Annotated in this window: 23 protein-coding genes; 17 read left to right on the forward strand and 6 right to left on the reverse strand. The window is 72.6% G+C overall.

Going from position 1 to position 26,749, the window contains the following annotated elements; all coding sequences use genetic code 11:
* The first annotated feature begins 294 nt into the window (after nucleotides 1–294).
* From ACFZCF_RS13730 to ACFZCF_RS13740, 3 genes are all read left to right on the forward strand, one after another.
* Nucleotides 295–1,425: a DUF2786 domain-containing protein gene (locus tag ACFZCF_RS13730; RefSeq protein ID WP_388443255.1), complete on the forward strand. Its 1,131-nt coding sequence runs from the start codon at nucleotides 295–297 to the stop codon at nucleotides 1,423–1,425.
* A gap of 179 nt (nucleotides 1,426–1,604) precedes the next feature.
* Nucleotides 1,605–3,662, forward strand: a complete 2,058-nt coding sequence (locus ACFZCF_RS13735; RefSeq protein WP_391286630.1) for an FUSC family protein — start codon at nucleotides 1,605–1,607, stop codon at nucleotides 3,660–3,662.
* Nucleotides 3,663–4,047: 385 nt separating this feature from the next.
* Nucleotides 4,048–4,260, forward strand: coding sequence for a DUF397 domain-containing protein (locus ACFZCF_RS13740; RefSeq protein ID WP_030219358.1), 213 nt, complete (start codon nucleotides 4,048–4,050; stop codon nucleotides 4,258–4,260).
* Between the two features lie 79 nt (nucleotides 4,261–4,339).
* Here the strand turns inward: ACFZCF_RS13740 and ACFZCF_RS13745 are convergent, their stop codons facing one another.
* Entirely contained in the window at nucleotides 4,340–4,834 is a 495-nt protein-coding gene (locus tag ACFZCF_RS13745; protein WP_189944534.1) for an ATP-binding protein, read from the reverse strand.
* Nucleotides 4,835–5,183: 349 nt separating this feature from the next.
* Between ACFZCF_RS13745 and ACFZCF_RS13750 the strand changes: the two genes are divergently transcribed.
* From ACFZCF_RS13750 to ACFZCF_RS13775, 6 genes are all read left to right on the forward strand, one after another.
* The gene (locus ACFZCF_RS13750; RefSeq protein WP_388443261.1) at nucleotides 5,184–6,056 is read left to right on the forward strand and encodes a helix-turn-helix domain-containing protein; all 873 of its coding nucleotides are present in this window, start codon (nucleotides 5,184–5,186) and stop codon (nucleotides 6,054–6,056) included.
* A 94-nt stretch (nucleotides 6,057–6,150) separates the two neighbouring features.
* Nucleotides 6,151–7,608, forward strand: coding sequence for an aldehyde dehydrogenase family protein (locus ACFZCF_RS13755; RefSeq protein WP_388443264.1), 1,458 nt, complete (start codon nucleotides 6,151–6,153; stop codon nucleotides 7,606–7,608).
* Between the two features lie 73 nt (nucleotides 7,609–7,681).
* Nucleotides 7,682–8,239 carry a DinB family protein gene (locus ACFZCF_RS13760; RefSeq protein WP_391286631.1) on the forward strand — a complete coding sequence of 186 codons (558 nt, stop codon included), beginning with the start codon at nucleotides 7,682–7,684 and terminating at the stop codon, nucleotides 8,237–8,239.
* A gap of 54 nt (nucleotides 8,240–8,293) precedes the next feature.
* Complete coding sequence (locus ACFZCF_RS13765) at nucleotides 8,294–8,926, forward strand: helix-turn-helix transcriptional regulator (protein WP_391286632.1); 633 nt, start codon at nucleotides 8,294–8,296, stop codon at nucleotides 8,924–8,926.
* Between the two features lie 124 nt (nucleotides 8,927–9,050).
* Entirely contained in the window at nucleotides 9,051–10,010 is a 960-nt protein-coding gene (locus ACFZCF_RS13770; protein WP_388443272.1) for an ATP-binding cassette domain-containing protein, read from the forward strand.
* Nucleotides 10,007–10,771: an ABC transporter permease gene (locus ACFZCF_RS13775; protein WP_391286633.1), complete on the forward strand. Its 765-nt coding sequence runs from the start codon at nucleotides 10,007–10,009 to the stop codon at nucleotides 10,769–10,771. The genes ACFZCF_RS13770 and ACFZCF_RS13775 overlap by 4 nt, the downstream gene beginning before the upstream one ends.
* A 47-nt stretch (nucleotides 10,772–10,818) precedes the next feature.
* On the opposite strand, the gene ACFZCF_RS13780 is transcribed toward ACFZCF_RS13775, so the two are convergent.
* The 3 genes from ACFZCF_RS13780 to ACFZCF_RS13790 all read right to left on the reverse strand — a co-directional run bounded on the left by ACFZCF_RS13780 (nucleotide 10,819) and on the right by ACFZCF_RS13790 (nucleotide 14,502).
* The gene (locus ACFZCF_RS13780) at nucleotides 10,819–12,240 is read right to left on the reverse strand and encodes a glutamate decarboxylase (RefSeq protein WP_391286634.1); all 1,422 of its coding nucleotides are present in this window, start codon (nucleotides 12,238–12,240) and stop codon (nucleotides 10,819–10,821) included.
* 102 nt (nucleotides 12,241–12,342) lie between these two features.
* On the reverse strand, nucleotides 12,343–13,620 hold the full coding sequence (locus tag ACFZCF_RS13785; RefSeq protein ID WP_388443281.1) for an ion channel protein: 1,278 nt from the start codon (nucleotides 13,618–13,620) through the stop codon (nucleotides 12,343–12,345).
* 513 nt (nucleotides 13,621–14,133) lie between these two features.
* Entirely contained in the window at nucleotides 14,134–14,502 is a 369-nt protein-coding gene (locus ACFZCF_RS13790; protein ID WP_388443284.1) for a YbjQ family protein, read from the reverse strand.
* Nucleotides 14,503–14,674: 172 nt separating this feature from the next.
* On the opposite strand from ACFZCF_RS13790, the gene ACFZCF_RS13795 reads away from it, so the two are divergent.
* On the forward strand, nucleotides 14,675–15,943 hold the full coding sequence (locus ACFZCF_RS13795) for a VTT domain-containing protein (protein ID WP_391286635.1): 1,269 nt from the start codon (nucleotides 14,675–14,677) through the stop codon (nucleotides 15,941–15,943).
* 8 nt (nucleotides 15,944–15,951) lie between these two features.
* Here the strand turns inward: ACFZCF_RS13795 and ACFZCF_RS13800 are convergent, their stop codons facing one another.
* Both ACFZCF_RS13800 and ACFZCF_RS13805 read right to left on the reverse strand, forming a co-directional pair.
* Entirely contained in the window at nucleotides 15,952–17,607 is a 1,656-nt protein-coding gene (locus tag ACFZCF_RS13800) for a threonine/serine exporter ThrE family protein (RefSeq protein ID WP_388443543.1), read from the reverse strand.
* 134 nt (nucleotides 17,608–17,741) lie between these two features.
* On the reverse strand, nucleotides 17,742–18,233 hold the full coding sequence (locus ACFZCF_RS13805; protein WP_030749421.1) for an inorganic diphosphatase: 492 nt from the start codon (nucleotides 18,231–18,233) through the stop codon (nucleotides 17,742–17,744).
* A gap of 102 nt (nucleotides 18,234–18,335) precedes the next feature.
* Here ACFZCF_RS13805 and dacB point away from each other — a divergent pair, with 102 nt between their 5' ends.
* From dacB to ACFZCF_RS13840, 7 genes are all read left to right on the forward strand, one after another.
* Nucleotides 18,336–19,748 (forward strand): D-alanyl-D-alanine carboxypeptidase/D-alanyl-D-alanine-endopeptidase, encoded by a 1,413-nt coding sequence (dacB, locus tag ACFZCF_RS13810; protein ID WP_391286636.1) that lies wholly within the window; start codon nucleotides 18,336–18,338, stop codon nucleotides 19,746–19,748.
* An 82-nt stretch (nucleotides 19,749–19,830) separates the two neighbouring features.
* A complete protein-coding gene (locus tag ACFZCF_RS13815) occupies nucleotides 19,831–20,970 on the forward strand; it encodes a zinc-dependent metalloprotease (RefSeq protein WP_388443294.1) in 1,140 nt (379 codons plus the stop codon).
* A 238-nt stretch (nucleotides 20,971–21,208) separates the two neighbouring features.
* Complete coding sequence (gene tilS / locus ACFZCF_RS13820; protein ID WP_391286637.1) at nucleotides 21,209–22,225, forward strand: tRNA lysidine(34) synthetase TilS; 1,017 nt, start codon at nucleotides 21,209–21,211, stop codon at nucleotides 22,223–22,225.
* A 41-nt stretch (nucleotides 22,226–22,266) separates the two neighbouring features.
* On the forward strand, nucleotides 22,267–22,806 hold the full coding sequence (hpt, locus tag ACFZCF_RS13825; RefSeq protein ID WP_067161225.1) for a hypoxanthine phosphoribosyltransferase: 540 nt from the start codon (nucleotides 22,267–22,269) through the stop codon (nucleotides 22,804–22,806).
* Nucleotides 22,807–22,997: 191 nt separating this feature from the next.
* Entirely contained in the window at nucleotides 22,998–25,010 is a 2,013-nt protein-coding gene (gene ftsH / locus ACFZCF_RS13830) for an ATP-dependent zinc metalloprotease FtsH (RefSeq protein ID WP_388443300.1), read from the forward strand.
* 101 nt (nucleotides 25,011–25,111) lie between these two features.
* Nucleotides 25,112–25,717, forward strand: coding sequence for a GTP cyclohydrolase I FolE (gene folE, locus ACFZCF_RS13835; RefSeq protein ID WP_388443303.1), 606 nt, complete (start codon nucleotides 25,112–25,114; stop codon nucleotides 25,715–25,717).
* A gap of 103 nt (nucleotides 25,718–25,820) precedes the next feature.
* Nucleotides 25,821–26,747: a hypothetical protein gene (locus ACFZCF_RS13840; RefSeq protein WP_391286638.1), complete on the forward strand. Its 927-nt coding sequence runs from the start codon at nucleotides 25,821–25,823 to the stop codon at nucleotides 26,745–26,747.
* Nucleotides 26,748–26,749: the final 2 nt, after the last annotated feature.

Genomic DNA, 26,749 nt, shown 5'->3' on the forward strand with positions numbered 1-26,749 from the left:
GCCCAGCGCACCCGCCCAAGGCCCCGGGCACCCCGGCCAGGCCCACTCCGCCTCCAGGCCAGGCGTCCCGGCGTCCGGCCGGGCTCACCCCGCCGGGGCCCGGGCCCCGGCTCTGGCTCTGGCTCTGGCCCGCGTCGGACGCGTCCCGCCGCCCTGAGACCATCGAAGGAGGAAGTCGGAGCGGGGGACGGAGAGGGCACGGTCATGCGGGACGAGGCACGGGACTCCACGGGGTCCAGAAGGCCCTCGGGTTCCACGGGTTCCACGGGTTCCACGGACTCCACCGGATCCGCGGTGTCCACCGTCGAGCGGGCGTTGCGGGAGGCGCTGCACGCGGGGGACGACCGTTCGCTCGACACCGCGGCCTCCCTGCTCGCGGCCGATCCGGGGGCCGACGCGGGGCTCGCGCGGCGCGGCGAGGAGTTCGTGCGGTCGCTGTGGGAGCGCGGCTGGCAGCCCGCCGACCTGGCGCGGACCGTCCGCCGCGAGCTGGCGGAGGAGCATCTGCGGCTGCTCGGCGGCCTGGTGGTGGCCGAGACCGCGCGGTACGCGACGCTGCCCCGGCGCTGGCGCGAGCAGCTCGACGCGCTGGCCGACGCGGCGGGGGAGGGGGCGGGGCCCGCCGACCGCTTCTCGTACGCGACCGCCGTCCTGGAGCTGTACCGCCTCCTCGTCCGGCTGCCCCGGCTCGACGCGGTGGGACCCGTACCCGGCGAGGCGCTGCCCCCGGCGGCCGTCGGCGAGCCGCGGATGCTCACCCGGATCCGGGCGCTGCTCGCCAAGGCGGAGGCCACCGGCTATCCGGAGGAGGCCGAGGCGCTGACGGCGAAGGCGCAGGAGCTGATGGCCCGCCACAGCCTCGACGAGGCCGGGCTCGCCGCCGGCGCGCCGTCGCCGCAGACGCCGGGAGCGATCCGAGTGGGCGTGGAGCCGCCCTACGAGCAGGCGAAGGCGATCCTGCTGGACGCGGTGGCGAGCGCCAACCACTGCCGGGCGGTGTGGAACGAGGCGTACGGCTTCTCGACCGTCGTCGGCTTCGAGGCGGACCTCGACCCCGTCGAGCTGCTGTACACCTCGCTGCTCGTGCAGGGGACGGCCGCGATGACCCGCGCGGAGGCCGAGCAGCGCAAGGGCGGCCGCAAGCGCACCAAGTCCTTCCGGCAGTCCTTCCTGCTCGCGTACGCGAACCGGCTCGGCGCCCGGCTGGAGGCGACCTCCCGGCGGGTCGCCGCCGAGGCCCCGACCCTCCTCCCGGTCCTCGCCTCCCGCGAGGTCGCGGTGACGGCCCGCACCGACGAGCTCTTCCCGGAGACGCGGGCCGCCCGGGTCCGCGCGATGTGGGACGAGGACGGCTGGAACCACGGCGCCACCGCCGCCGAGTCCGCGACCCTGACCCCGGGCCGCACCCGACTCGACCGGGGCTGACGACCGGCGCCGGCCACCGCGCTACCCCCCGGGGCCAGCGCCGGGGCCAGCGCCGGGCAAGCCCCCGGGCAGAACGCCCCGAAACAGCCCCCGCCGCAGCCCCGGGCCCCATCGGCCGAACCCTCAGCCGAAATGCCCGGTTGCCGCCCATATGTGGTGATCGTCGCTACCCTCGGAGCATGAGCTGGCTCCGGGCGCTGAGGGAGACCGCCCGTTCCGGGCTCGCCGTCGAGCGGCGGCGGCTCGCTCCCGTGGTCGCGGCCCGCGGGGCGCTCGGGCTCGCGCTCGTGGTCGGCTTCTCGCTGGCCGTCTTCGGGCCGGCCGTCGCCGCGTCCTCCGCGTTCGGCGCGTTCCAGGCGGCCATCGCCACCTTCCAGCGTTCGTGGCGGCCCCGGCCCACCCTCGCGCTCGCCTCCGGCGCCAGCCTCGCGGTCTCCACCTTCCTGGGGTACCTGACGGGGACGCACACGGTCCTCTTCCTCGCCCTGCTGATCCTGTGGACCTTCCTCTCCGGTCTCGCCTGGGCCGCCGGGCCCACCGCCGGCATCATCGCCTCCTCCAACGTGGCGATCATGCTGGTCACGGTCACCCTGCCCACCTCCGTGGCCACCGCCGCGGGCCACGCCGTCATGATCTTCGCCGGCGGGGTCGTGCAGGCCGCGCTGGTCGTGCTGCTGCCCGTCCGGCCCTGGGGCGCCCAGCGCGACGCGCTCGCCGACGCGCTCGCCGCGGAGGCCGACTACGCCCGCCGGCTCCGCCACGACCCGGTCGCCCCTTTCGACCCGGTCCCGCTGATGACCGCCCGCAGCGCCGCCGCCGTCACCCCGCGGCAGGCCCGCCGCCGGCCCGCCGAACTCCACGGGCCCCGCCGGCTCGCCGAACGGATCCGGCCCGTCCTCGCCTCGCTCGCGGACCCCGCCGTCGGCGCCCCCGCCGAGGGGCCGCAGCGCGACCGGGTGCGCGAACTGCTCGCCGCGGCCGCCGAGGTCCTCGACGCCGCAGCGCGCGCCATCCGGCACGGCGCGCCGGTCCGGCTGCCCCCGGCCGCCGTCGCCGCCCTCCGCACCCCGGACACCGGCACGATCCTCTCCGAGCGTTCCCACCGCGCCGCGCTCCGCCTCGCCGCCCTCCTCGGCGACGTCGTCGAGACGGTCGAACCCCGCACGGAGACCGGCGACGGCCCCGCGGACCCGTCCGCTCCGCGCGCCCGCCCCACCCTCCCGCGGCTCCTGCCGCTCCTCGTCGCGAGGATGCGGGCCGAAGCGCGGCCGGGCTCGGCGGTCCTGCGGCACGCGCTGCGCGTCTCCGCGGTCACCGCCGCCGGTTACCTCCTGGGCCTGGTGCTGCCGTTCGGGCACGGATACTGGGCGCCGATGACCTCCGTGATGGTGATGCGGCCGGACTTCTCGCAGACGTACTCCCGCTCGGTGGCCCGCTTCGGCGGCACGCTCGTCGGCGTCGGGCTCGCCTCCGCCGTCGTGCAGACCGCGCACCCGGGGACGTACCTCTCCGCCGGCCTCGCCGTCCTCTGCGCCTTCGGCATGTACCTGCTGATGCGGACGGGGTACGCGGTCAGCCAGGTCTGCGTCGCCGCGTACGTCGTCTTCCTGCTCGGCATGGAGGGCTCGGGGGTGACCCAGACCGTACGGGAGCGGGTCCTGCTCACCCTCCTCGGCGGCCTCCTCGCGATGCTCTCCTACGCGGTCTACCCCGCCTGGGAGACGCCCCGGCTGCGCGGCAGGCTCGCCGACTGGCTGACCGCGACCGGGCGGTACGCCGCCGCCGTCGCCGCCCGGTACGCCGACCCGGCGGGGCCCGGCAGCCCGGACGTCCGCGAGGCCCTGCTGTCGGCCCGCGCCGCGCGCGTGGCCTGGCAGGACGCGCTGGCCCGGGCCACCCACGAACCGGTGCGGCACCGGGGCCTCCCCCACGCGGCCGCCGAGGGCGCGGGCCACGCGATCGTCGAGTTCGGCCGGGCCGCCATGCTCCTGGAGGCCCACCTCCCCGAGCACGGCGCCCCGCCCCTGCCCGCCGCCGCGGGCCTCGCGGAGGCGCTGGGCGAGGCGACCGAACGCGGCGCGAAGGCGGTCCGCGAACGGAAGGCCCCCGCCTGGGACGACCTCCGCGCGACCGTCACCGCCTGGGAGACCGAGGTCACCGACCCCCTGCTGCGCAAGGCGGCCCGACTGCTCCTGGCCGCCCTGGACGACCTGTCGGCGGCCCTCACCGACGCCTGAACGGCCCGACCCGACGCCCGCCTTCCCGCACCCACGCCCGAACCGGCGCCGGCCCTTCCCGAACCGTCGCCCGCCCTTCCCGCGCCCGCGCCCGCACCGACGCCCGCCCCCGAGGAACCCCACCCCGACACCCCCCGAGAACCACCCCCCGAGAACCACCCCCCGGGAACCACCTCCCCCGCGTTCCCGTCCCCCCGGGTGGGAAGATCGCGGGGGACTCCCCGCCGCCGCACGCGGAGTGGCGTAGCGGCTACGCCACGCCCCGTGCACGTGCATCTGCTCATGCATGCGCATATGAACGCAGCTATGATCCGGGGAAGTTGACACCTGTACCAAGCAACTCGGGGAGCTACCAGTGCACCACGCGCACCACGCGTACAACGGCATGGCGGCGACGGAGCTGCGAGGCGTCGTCTGGCAGAAGAGCAGGCACAGCAACTCCCAGGGCTCCTGCGTGGAGTTCGCCAAACTGCCGGGGGGAAACGTTGCCGTGCGCAATTCCCGCCACCCCGACGGCCCGGCGCTCGTCTACACGCCGGCCGAGATCGAGGCGCTCCTGCTGGGTGTCAAGGACGGGGAGTTCGACCACCTCGTCTGACCCGACGGCCCCCACCTGACACATACGGAAGGGCCCCGGCGGTCACCCGCCGGGGCCCTTCTCCGTGCTCACGCGCGTCCTACTCCTCCGGTCCGACCCGGAACAGCGCCCACACCACCTTGCCCTGGAGGGTCCCGGCGAGCGGGTGCCAGCCCCAGCTGTCGCTGAACGACTCCACGAGGAACAGGCCCCGGCCCGACTCGGCCGAGAAGTCCTCCTCGCCCTCGCGCGCCTCCGGGCTCTGCCGGCTGGGGTCGCGCACCGCGCACACCAGACGGGACGCCCAGCGCATCAGGTGCAGCCGCACCTGCGGCGCCTGCGGGTCCTCGGGGCCGTCGGGGACGGCGTGCCGCAGGGCGTTGGTGACGAGTTCGGAGACCACGAGGGCCACGTCGTCGAAGCGGTCGGCGAGGTCCCAGCTGTCCAGCGTCGCGCTGGTGAACTTCCGTGCGCCGCGCACGGCTTCGTACCGCGCGGGAAGGGCGCAGGAGGCCGAGGTGGAGACGGCGCCGGGATCGATCGGCGGGAGACCCTGCCGTAAAGGCTCGAGCACGGTCGATCCATTCGTCCCCATGCGAGGCACTCCCGGGAATCGCGGTGGCGGTGCGACAACGGTGCAAGCAGTGCGAAACATTGCGACAACACGACAACGCGAACGAGTACGCGGCTGCGCGGGTCCATGGTTCCGAAAGCGTCCACGGGATGCAAGGGCAGATGCACGTGCACGCGCGGTACGGGTGCCGGACCTGTCCGAGCCTGTGGCGAATCTGTGGAAATCTTCTTGACACGGGCGCGCCGCCTTCCGTCCGGATCTCACCCCTGTGCCTCCCCTTCCGTAATCGGATGTGTACGCGCTGAAGCGTTTGATGGCAGAATCCGGGGCTCGAACGGGGGCTCGTCACCGTGAAGGGAAGGCTGGAGCCGTGACCGCAGGCGAAATGAACGGAGCGGGCGGGAGCGTCGTCCGACGGATTCTGCTGGGCTCCCAGCTGAGGCGCCTGCGCGAATCGAGGGGCATCACCCGCGAGGCAGCCGGCTACTCGATCCGCGCCTCCGAATCCAAGATCAGCCGCATGGAGTTGGGAAGGGTGAGCTTCAAGGCCAGGGACATAGAGGATCTGCTCACTCTCTACGGGGTCACCGAGGAGACCGAGCGCGGCGCGCTCCTGGGTCTCGCCCGCGAGGCCAACCTCACCGGCTGGTGGCACAGCTTCGGGGACGTCCTGCCGGGCTGGTTCCAGACCTACATCGGCCTCGAAGCGGCCGCCTCCCTCATCCGCGTCTACGAAGTGCAGTTCGTGCACGGCCTGTTGCAGACCGAGGAGTACGCCCACGCGGTCGTCTCCCGGGGCATGCCCGACGCCTCGCGGGCCGAGATCGACCGCCGCATCGCCCTCCGCCTCGAACGCCAGAAGGTCCTCGTCTCCGAGCGCGCCCCGCACTTCCACGTCGTCCTCGACGAGGCCGCGCTCCGCCGCCCGTACGGCGATCGGGCCGTCATGCGCGGGCAGTTGAAGCACCTCATCGAGGTCTCGGAGAACCCCGGTGTCACGCTCCAGGTGATGCCCTTCAGCTTCGGCGGGCACGCCGGCGAGAGCGGCGCCTTCACCATGCTCAGCTTCCCCGAGTCCGACCTCTCCGACGTCGTCTACCTGGAGCAGCTCACCGGCGCCCTCTACCTCGACAAGCGCGAGGAGGTCGCCCAGTACGCCACGGTGATGGAGAAGCTGGCGAAGGACAGTCCCGATCCGGCCGAAAGCCGTGATCTTCTCCGGGGCCTCCTCCAACTCTCCTGAGACATCAGTACGATGACGGCGCATCAGTAGCCCCGGCGGCCGGGCGCCCGCGCGCGCCCGGGTGACCGGCAGCCGGCAGAGGGGTTCACCGTCCATGTCGCACTTCACCGACCTGGCCCACCAGTTCATCGACGGCGAGTGGAAGCCGGGCAGCGGCTCCTGGGACATCATCGACTTCAACCCGTACACCGGGGAGAAGCTCGCCTCGATCACGGTGGCCACCGTCGAGGAGGTGGACCGCGCCTACCGGGCCGCCGAGCGCGCGCAGACCGCCTGGGCCGAGACCAATCCCTACGCCCGCCGCCAGGTCTTCGAGCGGGCCCTGCGGATCGTCGAGGACCGCGAGGACGAGATAGCCGCGACGATCGTCGCCGAGCTCGGCGGCACCCGCCTCAAGGCCGCCTTCGAGCTGCACCTCGCCAAGGAGTTCCTGCGCGAGGCGGTCCAGCTGGCGCTGCGCCCCGAGGGCCGCATCCTGCCGTCCCCGGTCGACGGCAAGGAGAACCGCGTCTACCGCCTCCCCGTCGGCGTCGTCGGCGTCATCTCCCCCTTCAACTTCCCCTTCCTCCTCTCCCTCAAGTCGGTCGCCCCCGCGCTCGCGCTCGGCAACGCCGTCGTCCTCAAGCCGCACCAGAACACGCCGATCTGCGGCGGCACCCTGGTCGCGAGCGTCCTGGAGGAGGCGGGCCTCCCGGCCGGGCTGCTCAACGTCGTCGTCACCGACATCGCCGAGATCGGCGACGCGCTCCTCACCCACCCGGTCCCGAAGGTCATCTCCTTCACCGGCTCCGACAAGGTCGGCCGCCACGTCGCCACGGTCTGCGCCCAGCACTTCAAGCACGCCGTCCTCGAACTCGGCGGCAACAGCGCCCTGATCGTCCTCGACGACGCCGACCTCGACTACGCCGTCGACGCCGCCGTCTTCAGCCGCTTCGTCCACCAGGGCCAGGTCTGCATGGCCGCCAACCGCGTCCTGGTCGACCGGCGGGTGGAGGAGGAGTTCACCGAGAAGTTCGTGGCGAAGGTGAAGACCCTCCGGGTCGGCGACCCGGCCGACCCCGCCACCCACATCGGCCCGCTCATCAACTCCCAGCAGGCGGAGTCGGTCGACGGCGTCGTCGAGCAGGCCGTCGCCGCGGGCGCCACCGCGCTGCTGCGCGGCGGGGTGGAGGGCAATGTCGTCTCCCCTTCGGTGCTGACCGGCATCCCCGTCGGCTCCCCCGTCCTCTCCCAGGAGATCTTCGGCCCGGTCGCCCTGATCCTCCCCTTCGACGGCGAGGACGAGGCCGTGCGGATCGCCAACGACACCCCGTACGGGCTCAGCGGCGCGGTCCACACCGCCGACGTGGAGCGGGGCGTGCGGGTCGCCAAGCGCATCCACACCGGCATGATCCACATCAACGACGGCACCGTGCACGACGAGCCGATCGTCCCCTTCGGCGGGGAGAAGCACTCGGGCATCGGGCGGCTCAACGGCGACGCGATGATCGAGGCCTTCACCACCCAGAAGTGGATCTCCATCCAGCACGGTCGCAGCCAGTTCCCCTTCTAGGACGGTATCTGTCCTACTCCTTCCGTACCGTGGGTCCTGCCCGACAGAGACATTGACGGAAGGCGGACACACCATGGTGGCTCTTGTTCCCGCGGAGGCCCCCGGCGACGAGCGCGGCGCGTTCCTCAACTTCGTGGAGGCCCAGCGCGCCGCGCTCCGCCGCGCCCTCCTCGGCCTCACCGAGGAGCAGGCCGCGAGCCGGCCCAGCGCCAGCGAGCTGAGCCTCTCCGGCCTGGTCAAGCACGTGGCCGAGGTGGAGCTGAACTGGCTCCGCCTCGCCCAGCGGCGGGAGAACGAGAGGCAGCGCACCCAGGAGACCTGGGGCGAGGCCTTCCGGCTCGTCGACGGCGAGAGCATCCCCGGGATCCTCGCCTTCTGGGACGGCGTGGCCAAGGAGACCGAGGAGTTCGTCCGCGCGGCGCAGAGCCTGGACGACACCTTCCCGCTGCCGCCCGCTCCCTGGTTCCCGGCGGACGGGCGCGTCTCGATCCGCTGGATGCTGCTCCACCTGGTGCAGGAGATGGGCCGCCACGCCGGGCACGCGGACGTGATCCGCGAGTCCCTGGACGGCAAGGTCTCCTTCGCGCTGATCGCCGAGGAGAACGCGGGGGAGGGATCCGGCGCCGCCTGACCGCGGCCCGCCGCGGCCTACTCTGGTCGGAATCGACCAGAGAGGTACGTGGGGATGTCGGCGATCCGCCTTCTCGTCCTGGGCGCCGTGAAGCAGCACGGCCGCGCCCACGGCTACCAGGTGCGCAACGACCTGGAGTACTGGGGCGCGCACGAGTGGTCCAACGCCAAGCCGGGCTCGATCTACCACGCCCTCAAGCAGATGGCGAAGCAGGGACTGCTGCGCGCCGAGGAGCTGGCGCCGAGCACGGTCGGCGGTCCGCCCCGGGTCGAGTACGAGATCACCGAGGCGGGCCGGGCGGAGTACCTGCGGCTGCTCCGGGAGGCGCTGGCCACCTACGACCAGCAGATGGACGTGCTGTCGGCGGCGGTCGGCTTCGTCGTCGACCTGCCGCGGGCGGAGGCGGTGGAGCTGCTGCGGGAGCGGCTGCGGCGGCTGGACGCCTGGCGGACGTCGGTGACGGAGTACTACGTCCCGGAGGGCGGCCCGGCGCAGCTCGGGCACATCGGCGAGATCATGCACCTCTGGGTGCACTCGGCGGACGCCGGCCGGGAGTGGACGCTCGGGCTGATCGAGCGGATCGAGGGCGGCGCGTACACCTTCGCGGGGGAGGGCGAGCCGTTCGTGGGCGTCCTCGCGGAGGGCCAGGAGAACCCGTACGCGACCGGCGACCCGGATCGCGATTAATCAAGTTTGACTAGCCGAGGTGACGGGCATAGCCTCTCCGCCGGATCGCTGGTCAAATTTGACTAGCGAGGAGGGCGGTGCGAACGGGATGGATCGGATCAATCACGTGAGCGGGAGGAAACGGATGTCAGCGGGCGGCGGCGACGCGATCCTCATGGAGGGCGTACGCAAGCGGTACGGCGACAAGCGGGCGCTCGACGGCCTCGGCCTCGCCGTCCGGCGCGGCACGGTCCACGGCCTGCTCGGCCCCAACGGGGCGGGCAAGACCACGACGGTACGGGTCCTGGCGACCCTGCTCCGGCACGACGAGGGCTTGGTGCGGGTCGCGGGGCACGACGTGCGGAAGGAGGCCGGCGAGGTCCGGCGCAGGATCGGGCTCCTCGGCCAGCACGCGGCGCTCGACGAGGAGCTGAGCGGCCGGCAGAACCTGGAGATGTTCGGCCGGCTCTTCCACCTGGGCGCCCGGGGCGCCGGGCTGCGCGCCGACGCGCTCCTGGAGCGGTTCGGGCTCACCGACACCGGCCGCAAGCCGGTCCGGCAGTACAGCGGCGGCATGCGGCGGCGGCTCGACCTCGCCGCCTCCCTCATCACCGAGCCGGAGGTGCTGTTCCTGGACGAGCCGACCACCGGACTCGACCCGCGCGGGCGCGGCGAGGTGTGGGAGGCCGTGCGCTCCCTCGTCGACGGCGGGACGACGGTGCTCCTGACCACCCAGTACCTGGAGGAGGCCGACCGGCTCGCCGACCGGATCTCGGTCGTCGACGGCGGCCGGGTGATCGCCGAGGGCACCCCCGGGGAGCTGAAGTCCCGGGCGGGCCGGGACCGCGTCGACGTCGTCGTCCGGGACGCCGACCGTCTCGACGAGGCCGTACGGGCGCTGCCCTTCGCCGCCGGCGAGGCGCACGTCGACCGGGACCGGCGGCTGATCAGCGCACCGGTACGGGACCGGATGGCCTCGCTCGCGGAGGTCGTACGGGCCCTGGAGGCGGCCGGGATCGAGGCCGAGGACGTGGCGCTGCGGCGCCCGACGCTGGACGAGGCGTTCCTGCGCCTGACCGACGGCAAGCGGGAGGTGGCGGCATGAGCGCCGGGTACGCGCTGAGCGACTGCTGGACGATGACCCGGCGCGAGCTGGCCCACTGGGCACGGCAGCCGGTCGCCGTCCTCGTCGGCCTCGTCTTCCCGGTGATGATGCTGCTGATGTTCGGCTACCTGGTCGGCGGCGGCCGCGCCGTACAGGGGGAGTACGTCGACTTCCTGGTGCCCGGGATGCTCACGCTGACCATGGTGTTCGGTCTCGAAGGGACGATGACCGCGGTCACCCGGGACCTCGACAAGGGGGTCGTCGACCGGTTCCGCTCCATGCCGATGGCCGACGGCGCGGTGCTCGTCGGCCGGGCGGTCGCCGACATGCTCCAGTCGACGGCCGGCCTGCTCGTCATGGTCGGCGTCGGATACGCGATGGGCTGGAGCGCCCGGGGCGGCCCCGCGGCCTTCGCCGGGGCCCTCGGACTGCTCCTGCTGCTGCGCTTCGCGATGCTGTGGATCGGGATCCACCTGGCACTCGTGGCCGGGAAGCCGGAGCTGGTGCAGGCCGTGCAGATCCTCGTCTGGCCGGTCGGCTTCCTCTCCAACGCCTTCGCCTCGCCGGAGTCCATGCCGGGCTGGCTGGGCACCGTCGTGGAGTGGAACCCGATGTCGGCGACCGCCACGGCGGTCCGCGAGCTGTTCGGCAACCCGGGCGGCGAACCGGGCTGGGTGACGGCGGCGGTGCTGTGGCCGCTGGCCCTGCTCGCCGTCTTCTTCCCGCTGGCCGTACGGAGGTTCCGCCGGCTCGGACGCTGAACCGGGGGCGCCCGCCGCGGCCCCGGAGGAACCGCGGCGGGCGCCCGTCAGTGGTGGAAGGAGGTCGCGGCCGTCCTGTCCCGGGTGAAGGGGTGGGGCTGGCTGCGGAGTTCGGGCAGGAGGCGGCGCAGGTCCTCGACGAGGAGGTCCGCGAGGTCGGCGGAGAAGCCGTTGCGGCAGACGATCCGCAGGACCGACAGGTCCTCGCGGTGGGCCGGGAAGGTGTAGGCGGGCACCAGCCAGCCGTGTTCGCGGAGCCGGCGGGAGACGTCGAAGACGTCGAAGGACGTGACGTCGGGCGCGGTCGTGAAGGCGAAGACGGGCAGCTGGTCGCCGCGGGTGAGGAGGCGGAAGTCGCCCATGGCGTCGATGCGTTCGGCGAGGCCGCGGGCGACGTCCCGGCTGGTCTGCTGGACGGCCCGGTAGCCCTCCCGGCCCAGTCGCAGGAAGGTGTAGTACTGCGCGACGACCTGGGCGCCGGGGCGGGAGAAGTTGAGGGCGAAGGTCGGCATGTCGCCGCCGAGGTAGTTGACCCGGAAGACCAGCTCCTCGGGGAGCTCCTCGGCGCCGCGCCACAGCGCCCAGCCGACGCCCGGGTAGACGAGCCCGTACTTGTGGCCCGAGGTGTTGATCGAGGAGACCCGGGGGAGCCGGAAGTCCCAGACCAGGTCCTCGTCGAGGAAGGGGGCGACCATGGCGCCCGAGGCGCCGTCGACGTGGACCGGGACGTCGAGTCCGGTGCGGGCCTGGAGCTCGTCGAGGGCGGCGCAGATCTCCGCGACCGGCTCGTAGGAGCCGTCGAAGGTGGAGCCGAGGACGGCGACGACGCCGATGGTGTTCTCGTCGCACAGGGCGGCGGCGGAGGCGGCGTCGAGGTGGTAGCGGTCCCCCTCCATGGGGACGAGGCGGGCCTCGACCTCCCAGAAGTCGCAGAACTTCTCCCAGCACACCTGCACGTTGACGCCCATCACCAGGTTCGGGCGGGCGGTGGCCGGATAGCGGTCGGCGTTCTTCTTGGCCCAGCGGCGCTTGAGCGCCATGCCGGCGAGCATGCAGGCCTCGCTGGATCCCGTGGTGGAGCAGCCGACTGCGGCGGCCGGGTCGGGGGCGTGCCAGAGGTCGGCGAGCATGGCGACGCAGCGGCGTTCGAGCTCGGCGGTGCGCGGGTACTCGTCCTTGTCGATCATGTTCTTGTCGCGGCACTCGGCCATGAGGACACCCGCCTGGGGCTCCATCCAGGTGGTGACGAAGGTGGCCAGGTTGAGCCGCGAGTTCCCGTCCAGCATCAGCTCGTCGTGGACCAGCTGGTAGGCGCTGGCCGGTGCCAGCGGCCCCTCCGGCATCCGGTGGCGCGGCGGGGCCTGCGTCATCCCGCCGACGGGGTCGGCCTCGCCGAAGAAGGGGTTGAGCGCGAGCCGGCGGAAGCGCTCGGTGTCGGTGGGGTCGGTTCCCTTGTGGAGGGGGGCCATGGGGGAGCTCCTTCTGCGGCGGTCGGCGGTCGCGGGTCGGCGGTCGGCGGTCTGAGGTGGGGGCCGGAGTGGGGGTCTGCGGTCCGCGGTGGCGTGCGCGGGTCAGCGGAGCGACTTGCCCCGGTGGTCGAGTTCCAGCTGCGGCCGGCCGGTGACGACCAGCCAGGCGGGCAGGGTGGCCACGCAGAGCAGCGAGAGCATCGCGGGGGAGGAGGCGAGGACGGCGGCGATGAAGAGGCTCACCCACCCCTGCCGCGTGGTGGCGAGGAGGACGCCGAGGACGGCGGAGGAGACGGCGACCGCCGGATGGATCTCCGGGACGAGCGCCTGGGCGACGAGGCCGAAGGCGGCGCCGAGGAAGACCGCCGGGAAGACCCGGCCGCCGCGGAAGCCGCAGGCGGCGGCCACGAGGAGGGCGGCCAGCTTCACCACCGCCAGCTTCGCCAGCTCCCCGGAGGAGTACACCCCGATGGAGCCGACGAGCTCCTCGGTCTCGTGGAGCCCCTTGAAGAGGGTCAGGTGCCCGCCGAGCGCGCCGAGCAGACCCAGCACCAGGCCGCCGGCGGGCAGCATCAGCATGGGGTGCCGCAGCCGGCCGAAGGCCCGGTGCAGGTGGGGGAAGACGTAACAGCCGAGGAGGCCGAAGAGGGCGCCCAGGGTGGCCAGGACGAGGGCGGCGAGCAGGTCCTCCCAGCCGGGGTCGGTCAGCGGCGGCAGGCCCATCGCGAAGCTGGGGTCCGAGAGGAGCTGGGTGGTCATCGCCCCGGCGCCGGCGGCGAGCAGCGGCGCGAAGAGCCGGTCCCACAGGGAGCCCCTCCCCGGCTGCCCGGTGAGCGCCTCGGAGAGGACCAGGGCGGCGGCGACCGGGGTGCCGAAGAGGGCGCCGAAGGTGCCGGCGATGGCGAGCGAGACCCAGAAGGCGCCCGGCACGCCCGGCGCGGCCCGCAGGCCCAGCCAGGCGGCCAGGGAGATCGCGGCGGCGATCGTCGGCTGCTCGGGGCCGAGGCTGACGCCGCCGGCGAGGGCGAGGGTGGAGGCGACGAGGAGGCCGGGCACCACGAGCGGCGGCAGCGGCGGTCCGCCGAGGCCCTCGGAGGCCGGGTCGGGCCCGGCGTGCCCGGGCGCCTTCCAGACGACCAGGCCGGTGGCGACGCCCGTGAGGGTGAGCACGGTGATCATCCACAGCGAGGAGTACCGCCCGACGTCCAGGGCGTCGGGCACGGTCTCCCAGAGCACCGACTGGAGCTCCTCGGCGAGCGTGCTGACGCCGAGGAACAGCAGGGCCGATCCGACGCCCACCACGAGGGCGGGCAGCACCTGCGGCAGCAGGATCCGTACCGGGGCTTCGGTGGGGGCGGTCGCGTCATGATCGGTGGCCACCGGCCCACCATAAGTGAGCAAATGCCGCACAACACCTCGAAAGGCCGGGCATTCGGGCGGGCACCTCACGTCACGTCAGGACCGGGGCCGACGGCGCGCGGACGGAAAAAAGGAGCGGGCGGCCGCCGGGACCGCCCGGGGGACGGGTCGCCGGCGACGCCGGGCCACGCGCACGGCGGGCCGCGGCGCACGGCGGGCCGCGGCGCGGGGCGGGCGGGGGCCCGGGCCACCCGCGGTCCGGGCGCGGGCCACGGCGCGCGACGGGCGCGGGCCCCCCACGGCCCGGGGCCCGCGCCCGCTTCCGTAGCGGTCGTTGTCAGGGTCGGGGGACGATGACGACGGCAGGACCGTAGGCGCACGCGGGTCCGGGCCACCCGAGGCGCGGGGCCCGTGCCCGCTCCCGTACCGCCTGGCGTCACGGCCGGGCGACGGTGACGACGGCAGGACCGTAGGCGCACGCGGGTCCGGGCCACCCACGGCCCGGACCCGCGCCCGCTTCCGTACCGCCCGGCGTCAGGGCTGGGGTGCGATGACGACGGCGGTGCCGTAGGCGCAGACCTCGGTGCCCACGTCGGCCGCCTCGGTCACGTCGAAGCGGAACATCAGCACCGCGTTCGCGCCGCGCGCCCTGGCCTGCTCCACCAGGCGTTCCATCGCCTGGTTGCGGGTCTCCACCAGCGTCTTCGTCAGGCCCTTCAGCTCGCCGCCGATCATCGACTTCAGACCGGCGCCGATCTGGCTGCCCAGGTGCCGGGACCGCACCGTCAATCCGAAGACCTCGCCGATCACCTGGCGTACCTCGTAGCCGGGAACGTCGTTCGTCGTCACCACCAGCACGTCGGGGTGCGGTCCCTGACCGCCTCCGTACTCCTCGATGCCCATCGGCCATCACCTCCTGGTCACCCAGGGTGGCCGGAAGGCGGCCGTCCCGCATCCCCGGCCGCCGGGTGGAACCGGGGCCCGCCCTTCCGCGTTGATAGCTTGGGGCGCGCCGCAGGCATGTCCCGCCCGCACCTCGACATGCCCCCCACCCCGAACCCAGGAGCCCGGAACCGTGAACACGCTTGCCCTCGGACCGAGCTGGCTGGATCCGGACTACCTGATCCAGACCTTCGGCCTGATCGGCGTCCTCGCCATCGTCTTCGCCGAGTCCGGTCTCCTCATCGGGTTCTTCCTCCCCGGCGACTCGCTGCTCTTCACCACCGGCCTCCTCGTCACCACGGGCAAGCTCGACTCCCCGCTGTGGCTGGTCTGCACGCTGATCGTCGCCGCGGCGATCCTGGGCGACCAGGTGGGCTACCTCTTCGGCCGCAAGGTCGGCCCGGCGCTCTTCCGGCGCCCCGACTCCAAGCTCTTCAAGCAGGAGAACGTCGAGAAGGCGCACGAGTTCTTCGAGAAGCACGGCCCGAAGTCCCTCATCCTGGCCCGCTTCGTCCCGATCATCCGCACCTTCACGCCGATCATCGCCGGCGTCAGCCGGATGAACTACCGCTCCTTCATCACGTTCAACATCATCGGCGGTGTGCTCTGGGGCGCGGGCGTGACCCTGCTCGGTGCCTCCCTGGGCAAGGTCGACTTCGTGCACCGGCACATCGAGGCGATCCTCATCCTGATCGTCCTCATCTCGGTCGTCCCGATCGTGATCGAGTACCTCAAGGCCCGCTCCCAGTCGAAGAAGGCCGCCGCCCAGGCCGCGTCCGCCGACGCCCCGGCCGCCCCCGCCGACCAGTACGGCCAGGGCTCCCGCCCCGGTCACGACGGCTACGGAGACCAGAGCGGCTACGGCAACCAGGGCGGGTACGGAGACCAGGGCGGGTACGGCAACCAGGACGGCTACGCGGGTCAGGGCGGCTACGCGGGCCAGGGCTACGGCAACGGCACCCGGAGCGGCTACGGCGAGCAGGGCGGGTACGGCAACCAGGGCGGGTACGGCAACCAGGGCGGCGGCTACGCCGAACAGGGCGGCGGGTACGCGGGCGGCCAGGCCGGCCAGGGGTACGGCGACCAGGCCGGGTACGCGGGCCAGGGCTACGGTCAGCAGCAACAACAGCCCGGCTACGGCTACGGCGAGCAGCCCGCCCAGGGCGGCTACGGCCGACAGCAGCAGCCCGGCTACGGCGACCAGGGCGGCTACGGCGGTTACGAGGACCAGAGCGCCTACGACGCCCAGAACCGCTACGACGACCAGCCCGGCTACGGCGCCGAGCCGGGCTACGGCGACCAGGGCGGCTACGGCAACCAGCCCGGCTACGGCAACCAGCCCCGCTACGGCGATCGGGGCGGCCACGACGGCCAGAACCCGCCGCCGCACCCCCCGCGCTAGGACACCGCTCAGAAGCCCCGGGTGCGCTTCGCCGCGCTGCGGACGGAGCCGGCGCCCGGGGCCCGCATGAAGAGGCGCGCCAGCTCGCCTCCCAGGTTCACCCCGATCGCGATCGCCAGGGCCAGGGCCGACGCCTTCGCCAGCGAGGCGAAGCCCTGGTCCAGGTTGTTCTGGGCGATCGCGAGGACACCGAAGTACGTCGCGGAACCGGGCAGCAGCGGCCCGATCGCCGCCGTCACGTACGGCAGCGAGGACGTGTGGTGGTAGCGGGCCATCAGCTGCCCGAAGAGACCCACCAGACCGGCCGCCAGGGCCGTCGCCATCACCGTCGACCCTTCCGCGGTCACCGCGATCGACGCGTACACCACCCAGGCCACGCCGCCGTTCAGCGTCGCGAAGAGCACCGTCCCCCGCGACTGCTGGAGCAGGACCGCGAAGGTCGCGCACAGCACCATCGACGACAGGATCTGCGTCACCGGCCGTTCGGCCGGGCTCAGCACCCCCTCCGGATTGAGCTGGGCGTCGAACTGCACGGCCACGTACAGCACCGACAGCACGCCCACCACGATCGCCACGAAGAAGTAGGCGACCTCCAGGAGCCGCGCCGAGGCCGTGATGTAGAAACCGGTCAGGCCGTCCTGCACCGCCGCGACGAGCGCCCGCCCCGGGATCAGCGCGAACAGGCCACCCGTGATGACCGCCGAAGGGCGCAGATCCGCGTGGAGCAGCGTCAGCAGCACCCCCATCGCGGCCGGCGGCATCGCCGCCACCAGGAACTGGTAGAACTCCGGCAGCCCGCGTCCCGCGCACAGCCACGCCAGCCGGTCGCCGAGCACCGCGCCGAGCGCCGCCACGAAGAAGACCCACGGCCCGCCGCCCAGCAGCGTCGAGGCCGCGCCCGCGAGGACGCCCGCCGCCGCCGTCAGCACCCAGCCGGGGTACGGGTGCCGGTTGCGCCGTATCTCCGCCAGGCGCCGGTACGCCTCCTCCGGCGACACGTCGTGCGCCGGCGCGTTGATGTCCGCGAGCAGCTGGTAGACCGCCTCCAGACGGGTGTAGTCGGTGCCGCGGCGCCGTACCGTCCGGTTCGCCGTCACGGGGTCGTCCACCAGCGACGGCTGGTACGTGATCGACAGCAGCGTGAACGTCACCGTCGGCTCGCAGCGGTCCAGGCCGTACGAGCGGCAGATCGCGAACATCGCCGCCTCGACGTCCTCCGCGCCCTCCCCGCCCGCGAGCAGCAGCTCGCCGATGCGGAGGGTCAGGTCGAGCACGCGCGGCACCGACGGCCCCGTCTCGTCCTTCGCGGCGGGCGCCTCCGGCACCGGCCGGTCGCCCACCGGCAGCCGCAGCATCGTCCGCATCCGGTCCTGCCACGGAGCGTTGTGCGGCAGCCGCGCCAGCGGGACCCCGTACGCGGGGGTGAAGGCCGGCGGGGAGTCCTTCGCCGAGTACGTCGACGGCGTCGCGAACGCGGAACCCTCCGGCTCGGCGGACGACGGCTCGGCGGCGAGCCCCTCCGGCACCACGAACGCCGAGCCCTCCGGCTCCGGCGGCGGCTCCGGCAGCAGCCCCTCGGGCAGCGCGAACTCCGAGGTCGCCTCGTCCGACAGGGGCTTCCGGTCCTCCGGAGCCTCCTCGGGGCCTGTCGGCTCCGCCACCACTCTGTCTCCGCTCACGCCCGGGGAATCTTGCATTCCAGTATGGGCGTCAGACGGGCGTGCGAAACGCGGACGCACGGAAGGCGGCGCGCCCCGAGGGGTGCACCGCCTTCCGCGAGGTCACTCGGACCGGGGCCTCAGTGAGCGCCCTGCTCCTTGGCGCGCGCGATCGACTTCTCGATCTCGGCCTCGGCGGCCTCACGGCCGACCCAGTCGGCGCCCTCGACCGACTTGCCCGGCTCCAGGTCCTTGTAGACCTCGAAGAAGTGCTGGATCTCCAGGCGGTCGAACTCCGGCACGTGGTGGATGTCGCGCAGGTGCTCCATGCGCGGGTCCGTCGCCGGCACGCACAGCAGCTTGTCGTCGCCGCCGGCCTCGTCCGTCATGCGGAACATGCCGATGGCGCGGCACTTGATGAGGCAGCCCGGGAAGGTGGGCTCGTCGAGGATGACGAGCGCGTCCAGCGGGTCCCCGTCCTCGCCGAGGGTGTTCTCCACGTAGCCGTAGTCGGTCGGGTACGCCGTCGACGTGAAGAGGCGACGGTCCAGACGGATACGACCGGTCTCGTGGTCGACCTCGTACTTGTTCCGCGATCCCTTGGGGATCTCGATGAGAACGTCGAACTCCACGGGTGGCTCCTCCTGAATCAACACAAGTGAATGCTCGCGACGACGCGCGGTGATTAAGTGTCTCTCACGCAGGTACGTGATCGCGAAAGGGGCTGGTCAGCAATGCCGGAGCCGAGGGTGTGGCAGCTCACGGCGGGCTCCGCCGTGCTCGGTCTGGCTCTCGCCGCCGCGGCGGCTACCGCGGCAGGCCCATGGGACGGAGGCCAGCGTACGGCCGAGCGGGCCCGCGCCGCCGCCCCCTCGGCGGGTGGCGAGCGTCACCCCGGCCCGACCCCCGCCCCGGCCGCCGCCCCCGCCGCGCCGCAGCGCCCGGAACCGGCCCCCGCGCCCAGCGCCCCCGACGTCCTCGCCGCCGTCTCGGGACCGGACGACGGCACCCTCCCCACCGACCTCCCCCGCACCCTCGTCCCCCTCCTGGCCGACCCGGGCCTCGGCACCGTCCGCACCGCCTCCGTCGTCGACGCCGCCACCGGCCGGCAGCTCTACGGAGAGGGCGCCGTCACCCCCATGACGCCCGCCTCCACCGTCAAGCTCGCCACCGCCGCCGCGGCCCTCTCCGCCCTCGGCACCGACCACCGGATCGCCACCACCGTCACCGCCGCCCCCGACGGCAGGACCGTCACCCTCACCGGCGGCGGCGACCCCACCCTCGACGACACCCGCCTCGAGGCCCTCGCCCGCGACACCGCCCGCGCCCTCGGCGAGCGCGGCCACACCTCCGTGCGCCTCGCCTACGACACCGGCCTCTATCAGGGCCCCGCCGTCCACCCGATCGGCCCCAACGAGAACCTCGCCCCCGTCACCGCCCTCATGACCCGCGGCGGCCGCCTCGACGACAGCACCGCGGGCCCCGCCCCCCGCTCCGCCGACCCCGCCCGGGACACCGCCACCGCCTTCGCCGCCCACCTCGCCCACGCCGGAGTGAAGGTCACCGGCGCCCCCGCCCCCGGCCGCACCCCCAAGGGCGCCCCCCTCGCCCGCACGTACTCCGCCCCCCTCGCCGACCTCGTCGAGCGCACCCTCACCCACAGCGACAACGACCTCGCCGAGGCCCTCGCCCGCCAGACCGCCCTCGCCCGCAAGCAGCCCGCCTCCTTCGCCGGAGCCGAGAAGGCCGTCCGCGCCGAGCTCGCCCACCGGGCCCTCCCCGTCGGCGGCGCCCGCTTCGCCGACGGCAGCGGCCTCGACCGCCGCGACCGCGTCTCCGCCCTCCTCCTCACCACCCTCCTCTCCCGCGCCGCGGGAGACCCCGGACTGCGCCCGATCCTCACCGGCCTCCCCGTCGGCGGCTTCACCGGCACCCTCGCCGGCCGCTACACCCAGGCCCCCGCCGGCGCCGGCCTCGTCCGCGCCAAGACCGGCACCCTCACCGGCGTCAACGCCCTCGCGGGCACCGTCGTCACCGCCGAGGGCCGGCTCCTCGCCTTCGCCTTCCTCGCCGGCCGCACCCCCTCCCCTGACCTCGCCCAGCCCGCCCTCGACCGCCTCTCCGCCGCCCTCACCGGCCAGAAGTGATCCCGCGGACCGACCGGAACCGACCCCCGCCGCCACCCGCCGGACCGGACCCGAACCGGGCCGGAACCCGTACCGTTGACCCATGACGAGCATCGGTGGTGCAGGCACGTCCGGAATGGTCGACTGGAACCTGGCGGTCGCGACCGCGACCAGGCTGGTCCGCCCCGGACCCGACGTCGGACGCGACGAGGCCCGCGCCGTCGTCGCCGAACTCCGCCGCCACGCCAAGGCCGCCGAGGAACACGTCCGCGCCTACACCCGGATGCTCCCCGACGGCACCGACGCCCACGACACGCCCGTCCTCGTCGTCGACCGCGCCGGCTGGATCAAGGCCAACGTCGCCGGCTTCCGCGAACTCCTCACCCCGCTCCTCGGCAAGATGCAGGAACGCCGCACCAACACCCCCGGCGGCACCGTCCTCGGCGCCGTCGGCGGCAAGGTCACCGGCGTCGAGCTCGGCATGCTGCTCTCCTTCCTGGCCTCCCGCATCCTCGGCCAGTACGAGACCTTCGCCCCCGTCACCCGCGACCTCCCCGGCGCCCCCCAGGGCGGCGGCCGGCTCCTCCTCGTCGCCCCCAACATCGTCCACGTCGAGCGCGAGCTCGGCGTCTCCCCCCACGACTTCCGCCTCTGGGTCTGCCTCCACGAGGAGACCCACCGCACCCAGTTCACCGCCGTCCCCTGGCTCCGCGACCACCTCCAGGGCGAGATCCAGTCATTCCTCGCCGCCACCGACGTCGACCCCGGCACCTTCCTCGAACGCCTCCGCGAAGCCGCCCAGACCCTCGCCGGCGGCCGCCCCGAGGCCGAGGAGGGCGACCCCGCCCCCTCCCTCGTCGAACTCGTCCAGACCCCCGAACAGCGCGAGGTCCTCGGCCGCCTCACCGCCGTCATGTCCCTCCTCGAAGGCCACGCCGACTACGTCATGGACGGCGTCGGCCCCCAGGTCGTCCCCTCCGTCGCCGAGATCCGCGAGAAGTTCCAGGCCCGCCGCGCCCGCGGCGCCTCCCGCCTCGACCTCGCGCTGCGCAAGCTCCTCGGCCTCGACGCCAAGCTCCGCCAGTACCGCGACGGCGAACGCTTCGTCCGCGCCGTCGTCGACGAGGTCGGCATGGACGGCTTCAACCGCGTCTGGACCTCCCCCAACACGCTCCCCACCAAGAGCGAGATCGCCGCCCCCGCCGACTGGATCGCCCGCGTCCACCGCAGGGCGGAGTCCTGAGCCGGGCGCACCGTACGGCAGACTCCCGGGGCGCAAGCGGCGCGTGACACCGGAACACGACGGAACACGCCACCAATCACCCGTCCGAGGGACCCTGAGCGTGGGGTGAGGCGTGCAATGCTCGGGTAAGGGCCACGTTTCTGTCACCATCGACGCACTCTGAGTGACCGAACACCCCATTCCGACCGTTAACACTCCGACCGAGGCACCCCACCCCATTCACGAAGGGCACCGAACCATGGGTCCCCATCCTGCGGTCGCGGCGATACGCCTGGCGGTCCGCCGCGTACTCCACGACGTCCTCACCGAGCACCCCACCGACCCCGCCGCCCCCCGCGACACGCACCCCCTCGTGCTCGTCGCCTGCTCCGGCGGAGCCGACTCCATGGCGCTCGCCTCCGCCCTCGCCTTCGAGGCCCGCAAACTCCCCGTCCGCGCCGGCGGCATCACCGTCGACCACGGCCTCCAGGACGGCTCCTCCGTCCGCGCCGACGAGGTCGCCGACCGCATGACCGCCCTCGGCCTCGCCCCCGTCGAAGCCGTCGCCGTCACCGTCGGCCGCGAAGGCGGACCCGAGGCCGCCGCCCGCGACGCCCGCTACGCCGCCCTCGACGCCGCCGCCGAGCGCCACGGCGCCACCGCGATCCTCCTCGGCCACACCCGCGACGACCAGGCCGAGACCGTCCTCCTCGGCCTCGCCCGCGGCTCCGGGATCCGCTCCCTCTCCGGCATGGCCGCCGTCTCCGGCACCCAGGGCCGCTACCGGCGCCCCTTCCTCCAGCTCGACCGCCAGACCGTCCGCAAGGCCTGCGTCGCCCAGGAACTCGCCGTCTGGGACGACCCCCACAACAGCGACCCCGCCTACACCCGCTCCCGCCTCCGCCACGAGGGCCTCCCCGCCCTGGAGAAGGCCCTCGGCAAGGGCGTCGTCGAAGCCCTCGCCCGAACGGCCCAGCTCTCCCGCGACGACGCCGACGCCCTCGACACCTGGGCCGCCGACGTCGAGACCGCCGTACGCGACGAGGCCGGCGCGCTCGAATGCGCCAAGCTCCACGGCCTGCCCCCCGCCGTGCGCCGCCGCGTCCTGCGCCGCGCAGCCATCGCGGAGGGCGCTCCCGCCGGCTCCCTCTTCGCCCGGCACATCGAAGAACTCGACCGGCTCATCACCGGCTGGCGCGGCCAGGGCGCCATCAACCTGCCCGGTCGCGTCGAAGCCCGCCGCCAGGGTGGCAGACTGGTCATCCGGCAAGGCTGACGCACGTTGCAACGAAAGTGACCCGGGTGAACGAGAAGGACATGGGCACCGACCTCCAGTCGGTGCTCATCACCAAGGAAGAGATCGACGCCAAGCTGGCCGAGCTGGCGGCGAAGATCGACGCGGAATACGCGGGCAAGGACCTGCTCATCGTCGGAGTCCTCAAGGGCGCCGTGATGGTGATGGCGGACCTGGCACGCGCCCTGTCCACCCCCGTCACCATGGACTGGATGGCCGTCTCCTCCTACGGCGCCGGCACCCAGTCCTCGGGCGTCGTCCGCATCCTCAAGGACCTCGACACCGACATCAAGGGCAAGCACGTCCTGATCGTCGAGGACATCATCGACTCCGGTCTGACGCTGTCCTGGCTCCTGTCGAACCTCGGCTCGCGCGAGCCGGCCTCCCTGGAGGTCTGCACCCTGCTGCGCAAGCCGGACGCCGCCAAGGTCGCCATCGACGTCAAGTGGATCGGCTTCGACATCCCCAACGAGTTCGTCGTCGGCTACGGCCTCGACTACGCGGAGAAGTACCGGAACCTCCCCTTCGTCGGCACGCTCGCCCCCCACGTCTACGGCGGCTGAGCGAACCCCGCCGGACGGGGAACCCGCACCGCCTTCCTCCCGTTGAACCACGGGAAGGCGGTCGCGGGCGACGATGCTGAGGTACCGTCCGAAGAACAGCTTTTTCCACACCGTGCTTCTCGCACAGCTTTTCTCATACAGCGGCATTTACCTACGGGCAGGAGGGACGGGGCGATTCTCGCTCCGTATGGATGGACGTGAAGCGATACTTCCGTGGGCCGGTCATGTGGATCGTGCTGGCCGTCCTCGCCGTGGTCGTGCTGATGCAGGTCGTCGGCTCGTCCGAGGGCTACAAGACGGTGGACACCGGCAAGGTCGTCCAGGCGATCGACAAGAACCAGGTCAAGCAGGCAAAGATCACCACCGGTGACGAGCAGATCGTCAAGATCGAGCTCACCGGCGACACGAAGATCGACGGCAGCAACAAGGTCCAGGCCAGCTACATCGGCACCCAGGGCGCCGACCTCGCCGACAAGCTGCAGGAGAAGTTCGAGGCCGGACAGATCGAGAAGGGCTACACCGTCTCCCCGACGAAGCAGTCGCCCTTCGTCTCGATCCTGCTCTCGCTCCTCCCCTTCGTCCTCATCGTGGTCGTCTTCCTCTTCCTGATGAACCAGATGCAGGGCGGCGGCTCCCGCGTCATGAACTTCGGCAAGTCCAAGGCGAAGCTCATCACCAAGGACACGCCCAAGACGACCTTCGCGGACGTCGCCGGCTCCGACGAGGCCGTCGAGGAACTCCACGAGATCAAGGAATTCCTCCAGGAACCCGCCAAGTTCCAGGCCGTCGGCGCCAAGATCCCGAAGGGCGTCCTGCTCTACGGCCCGCCCGGAACCGGCAAGACGCTCCTCGCGCGCGCCGTCGCCGGCGAGGCCGGGGTGCCCTTCTACTCGATCTCCGGCTCCGACTTCGTCGAGATGTTCGTCGGCGTCGGCGCCAGCCGGGTCCGCGACCTCTTCGAGCAGGCCAAGGCGAACGCCCCGGCCATCGTCTTCGTCGACGAGATCGACGCGGTCGGCCGCCACCGCGGCGCCGGCCTCGGCGGCGGACACGACGAGCGCGAGCAGACCCTCAACCAGCTCCTCGTCGAGATGGACGGCTTCGACGTCAAGGGCGGCGTCATCCTGATCGCCGCCACCAACCGGCCCGACATCCTCGACCCCGCCCTCCTGCGCCCGGGCCGCTTCGACCGGCAGATCGCCGTCGACCGCCCCGACATGCAGGGCCGCCTGGAGATCCTCAAGGTCCACCAGAAGGGCAAGCCGGTCGCCCCGGACGTCGACCTCGGCGCCGTCGCCCGTCGGACCCCCGGCTTCACCGGCGCGGACCTGTCGAACGTCCTCAACGAGGCCGCGCTCCTCACCGCACGCAGCGACCGGAAGCTGATCGACAACCACGCTCTGGACGAGGCGATCGACCGCGTGGTCGCGGGCCCGCAGAAGCGGACCCGCATCATGTCGGACAAGGAGAAGAAGATCACCGCGTACCACGAGGGCGGCCACGCCCTGGTCGCGGCGGCCTCCCCGAACGCCGACCCCGTCCACAAGATCACCATCCTGTCCCGCGGCCGCGCCCTGGGCTACACGATGGTCCTCCCGGACGAGGACAAGTACTCCACCACCCGCAACGAGATGCTCGACCAGCTGGCCTACATGCTGGGCGGCCGCGCCGCGGAGGAGCTTGTCTTCCACGACCCGACCACGGGCGCCGCGAACGACATCGAGAAGGCCACGGCCACCGCCCGCGCGATGGTCACGCAGTACGGCATGACCGAGCGGCTCGGCGCCATCAAGTTCGGCGGCGACAACACCGAGCCCTTCCTCGGCCGCGAGATGTCCCACCAGCGCGACTACTCGGAAGAGGTCGCCGCGCTGGTCGACGAAGAGGTCAAGAAGCTCATCGAGACCGCGCACAACGAGGCGTGGGAGATCCTGGTCGAGAACCGCGACGTCCTCGACAACCTGGTCCTGGCCCTCCTGGAGAAGGAGACCCTGGGCAAGGAGGAGATCGCCGAGATCTTCGCCCCGATCGTCAAGCGCCCGGCCCGCCCGGCCTGGACCGGCTCCTCCCGCCGCACCCCGTCCACGCGTCCGCCGGTCCTCTCCCCCAAGGAGCTGGCCCTGACGAACACCGCGAACGGCACGGCCTCGGTGGACACCACCAAGGGCATCGACATCGCCCCCGAGGACACCCCGGAGCCCTGAGCCCCGGACCCCCGGAATGGAAGCCGCGCCCCCACAGGTTCTAGCCTGTGGGGGCGCGGCTCTTTTGCGCGCCATGTCAGACCAGACGGAACGAGGCACAGATGACCGACCCGGTGACGCTGGACGGCGAGGGCAGGATCGGCGAGTTCGACGAGAAGCGCGCCGAGAACGCCGTACGAGAGCTCCTCATCGCGGTCGGCGAGGACCCGGACCGCGAGGGCCTGAGGGAGACGCCGGCGCGCGTGGCGCGGGCGTACAAGGAGCTTTTCGCGGGGCTGTGGCAGAAGCCCGAGGAGGTTCTGACGACGACGTTCGACCTGGGGCACGATGAAATGGTCCTGGTGAAGGACATCGAACTGATGGCCACCTGTGAGCATCATTTGCTCCCATTTCATGGCGTAGCCCACATTGGTTATATTCCAGCGGAATCGGGCAAAATTACCGGGCTGTCGAAGCTGGCCCGCCTGGTGGATGTCTTTGCCCGACGTCCGCAGGTGCAGGAACGTCTCACGACGCAGATCGCCGACTCGCTGATGGAGATCCTGGAGGCGCGCGGGGCCATCGTCGTCATCGAGGCCGAGCACATGTGCATGAGCCTGCGCGGGGTCCGCAAGCCCGGTGCGAAGACGACCACCTCGGCAGTGCGCGGACAACTTCGCGACGCTACCACCAGGGCCGAGGCCATGTCCCTGATTCTGGCACGTTAGGGGCGAACCGCCCGCCGTGCTCTCTACCGTCCCCGGTAGGGGATACGGCCTTGCGAGCAAGATGCTCGTCAATCTGGTCGGAGGCCGCGTTCAGGCGAAGAACGTGGCCTCCGGCGACCTCATGTGGACCCTGGACGGGGAACGGACGGTGCGGACCACGGTCACTGGTGTGACCGCCGCCAAGGCGCGGCACGCCGTCGAGGTGGTCACCGACCACATGGCCTTCCTCGCCAGCCCGGACCTGCTGCTGTTCACGCCGGACGGGTGGACGCACGCGGCGGACGCGGCGGGGACGACGGTCGCATGGACGCCCGCGCGGAAGCTGTGCCGCGAGCGGCCGATGATCAGGCCGGGGTACGACTTCGGCTACTTCGTGGGCGCCACCTGCGCGGATGGGACGGTGTACAAGAACTACGTCTCTTTGATCGTGAACGACGAGGGCTTCGCGTCCCGGTACGCGACCGCCCTGACCGCCTGTACGGGATTGCCTGCCCGGCTGGAGGCGGTGACGAGGCCCTCGGGCTTTCTGAAGCGGGACCTGCCGGGCTTCCGAGTCCGAGTGGTGTCCTCATACCTCAGCGACGCGATGCGCCACTACGTGGGCGGGGACGCGCACCACATGCGCCAGGGGTTCCCCCGGGTGGTCCTCCGCGACGCGGCGACCTTCGACGGGTTTGTCGACGGCTACATCGACGGCGACGGCCATGACACCCGCCACGGGTACGGGCGGATGATCACGAGCGCCAACGTTCCCTTCCTCGTAGATCTGGCTCGCATCATCGGTGCGCGATTCACCCCCTCGAAGCGAGGGCTCGCCTCGCAGCTCTACGTTTCCAACCGCTGGCGGTCCCGAGGCACCTTCACCCCCGAGCACCACCCCCTGGACCCGCCCGAGTCCTCCTGGGTCCAGGTGCACGAGGTCCGTCCCCGCCCGGCTCTCGGCACGAAGCCGTTCACCTTCTACGGGTACCGGCTCGCTCCGTACCCGACCTTCCTGGTGAACGGGCATCTGGCCCGGGAGGCGTGGTAGGG

It is taken from the genome of Streptomyces sp. NPDC007945, from assembly GCF_042958885.1.
Lineage (GTDB): Bacteria > Actinomycetota > Actinomycetes > Streptomycetales > Streptomycetaceae > Streptomyces.

Excerpts from the sequence above, each read along its gene's own strand:
- ACFZCF_RS13735 (WP_391286630.1), top strand. The coding sequence starts at position 1,605 with ATGAGCTGGCTCCGGGCGCTGAGGGAGACCGCCCGTTCCGGGCTCGCC.
- ACFZCF_RS13740 (WP_030219358.1), top strand. The coding sequence starts at position 4,048 with ATGGCGGCGACGGAGCTGCGAGGCGTCGTCTGGCAGAAGAGCAGGCAC.
- ACFZCF_RS13745 (WP_189944534.1), bottom strand. The coding sequence starts at position 4,834 with ATGGGGACGAATGGATCGACCGTGCTCGAGCCTTTACGGCAGGGTCTC.
- ACFZCF_RS13755 (WP_388443264.1), top strand. The coding sequence starts at position 6,151 with ATGTCGCACTTCACCGACCTGGCCCACCAGTTCATCGACGGCGAGTGG.
- ACFZCF_RS13760 (WP_391286631.1), top strand. The coding sequence starts at position 7,682 with ATGGTGGCTCTTGTTCCCGCGGAGGCCCCCGGCGACGAGCGCGGCGCG.
- ACFZCF_RS13765 (WP_391286632.1), top strand. The coding sequence starts at position 8,294 with ATGTCGGCGATCCGCCTTCTCGTCCTGGGCGCCGTGAAGCAGCACGGC.
- ACFZCF_RS13770 (WP_388443272.1), top strand. The coding sequence starts at position 9,051 with ATGTCAGCGGGCGGCGGCGACGCGATCCTCATGGAGGGCGTACGCAAG.
- ACFZCF_RS13775 (WP_391286633.1), top strand. The coding sequence starts at position 10,007 with ATGAGCGCCGGGTACGCGCTGAGCGACTGCTGGACGATGACCCGGCGC.
- ACFZCF_RS13780 (WP_391286634.1), bottom strand. The coding sequence starts at position 12,240 with ATGGCCCCCCTCCACAAGGGAACCGACCCCACCGACACCGAGCGCTTC.
- ACFZCF_RS13790 (WP_388443284.1), bottom strand. The coding sequence starts at position 14,502 with ATGGGCATCGAGGAGTACGGAGGCGGTCAGGGACCGCACCCCGACGTG.
- dacB (WP_391286636.1), top strand. The coding sequence starts at position 18,336 with ATGCCGGAGCCGAGGGTGTGGCAGCTCACGGCGGGCTCCGCCGTGCTC.
- ACFZCF_RS13815 (WP_388443294.1), top strand. The coding sequence starts at position 19,831 with ATGACGAGCATCGGTGGTGCAGGCACGTCCGGAATGGTCGACTGGAAC.
- tilS (WP_391286637.1), top strand. The coding sequence starts at position 21,209 with ATGGGTCCCCATCCTGCGGTCGCGGCGATACGCCTGGCGGTCCGCCGC.
- hpt (WP_067161225.1), top strand. The coding sequence starts at position 22,267 with ATGGGCACCGACCTCCAGTCGGTGCTCATCACCAAGGAAGAGATCGAC.
- ftsH (WP_388443300.1), top strand. The coding sequence starts at position 22,998 with ATGGACGTGAAGCGATACTTCCGTGGGCCGGTCATGTGGATCGTGCTG.
- folE (WP_388443303.1), top strand. The coding sequence starts at position 25,112 with ATGACCGACCCGGTGACGCTGGACGGCGAGGGCAGGATCGGCGAGTTC.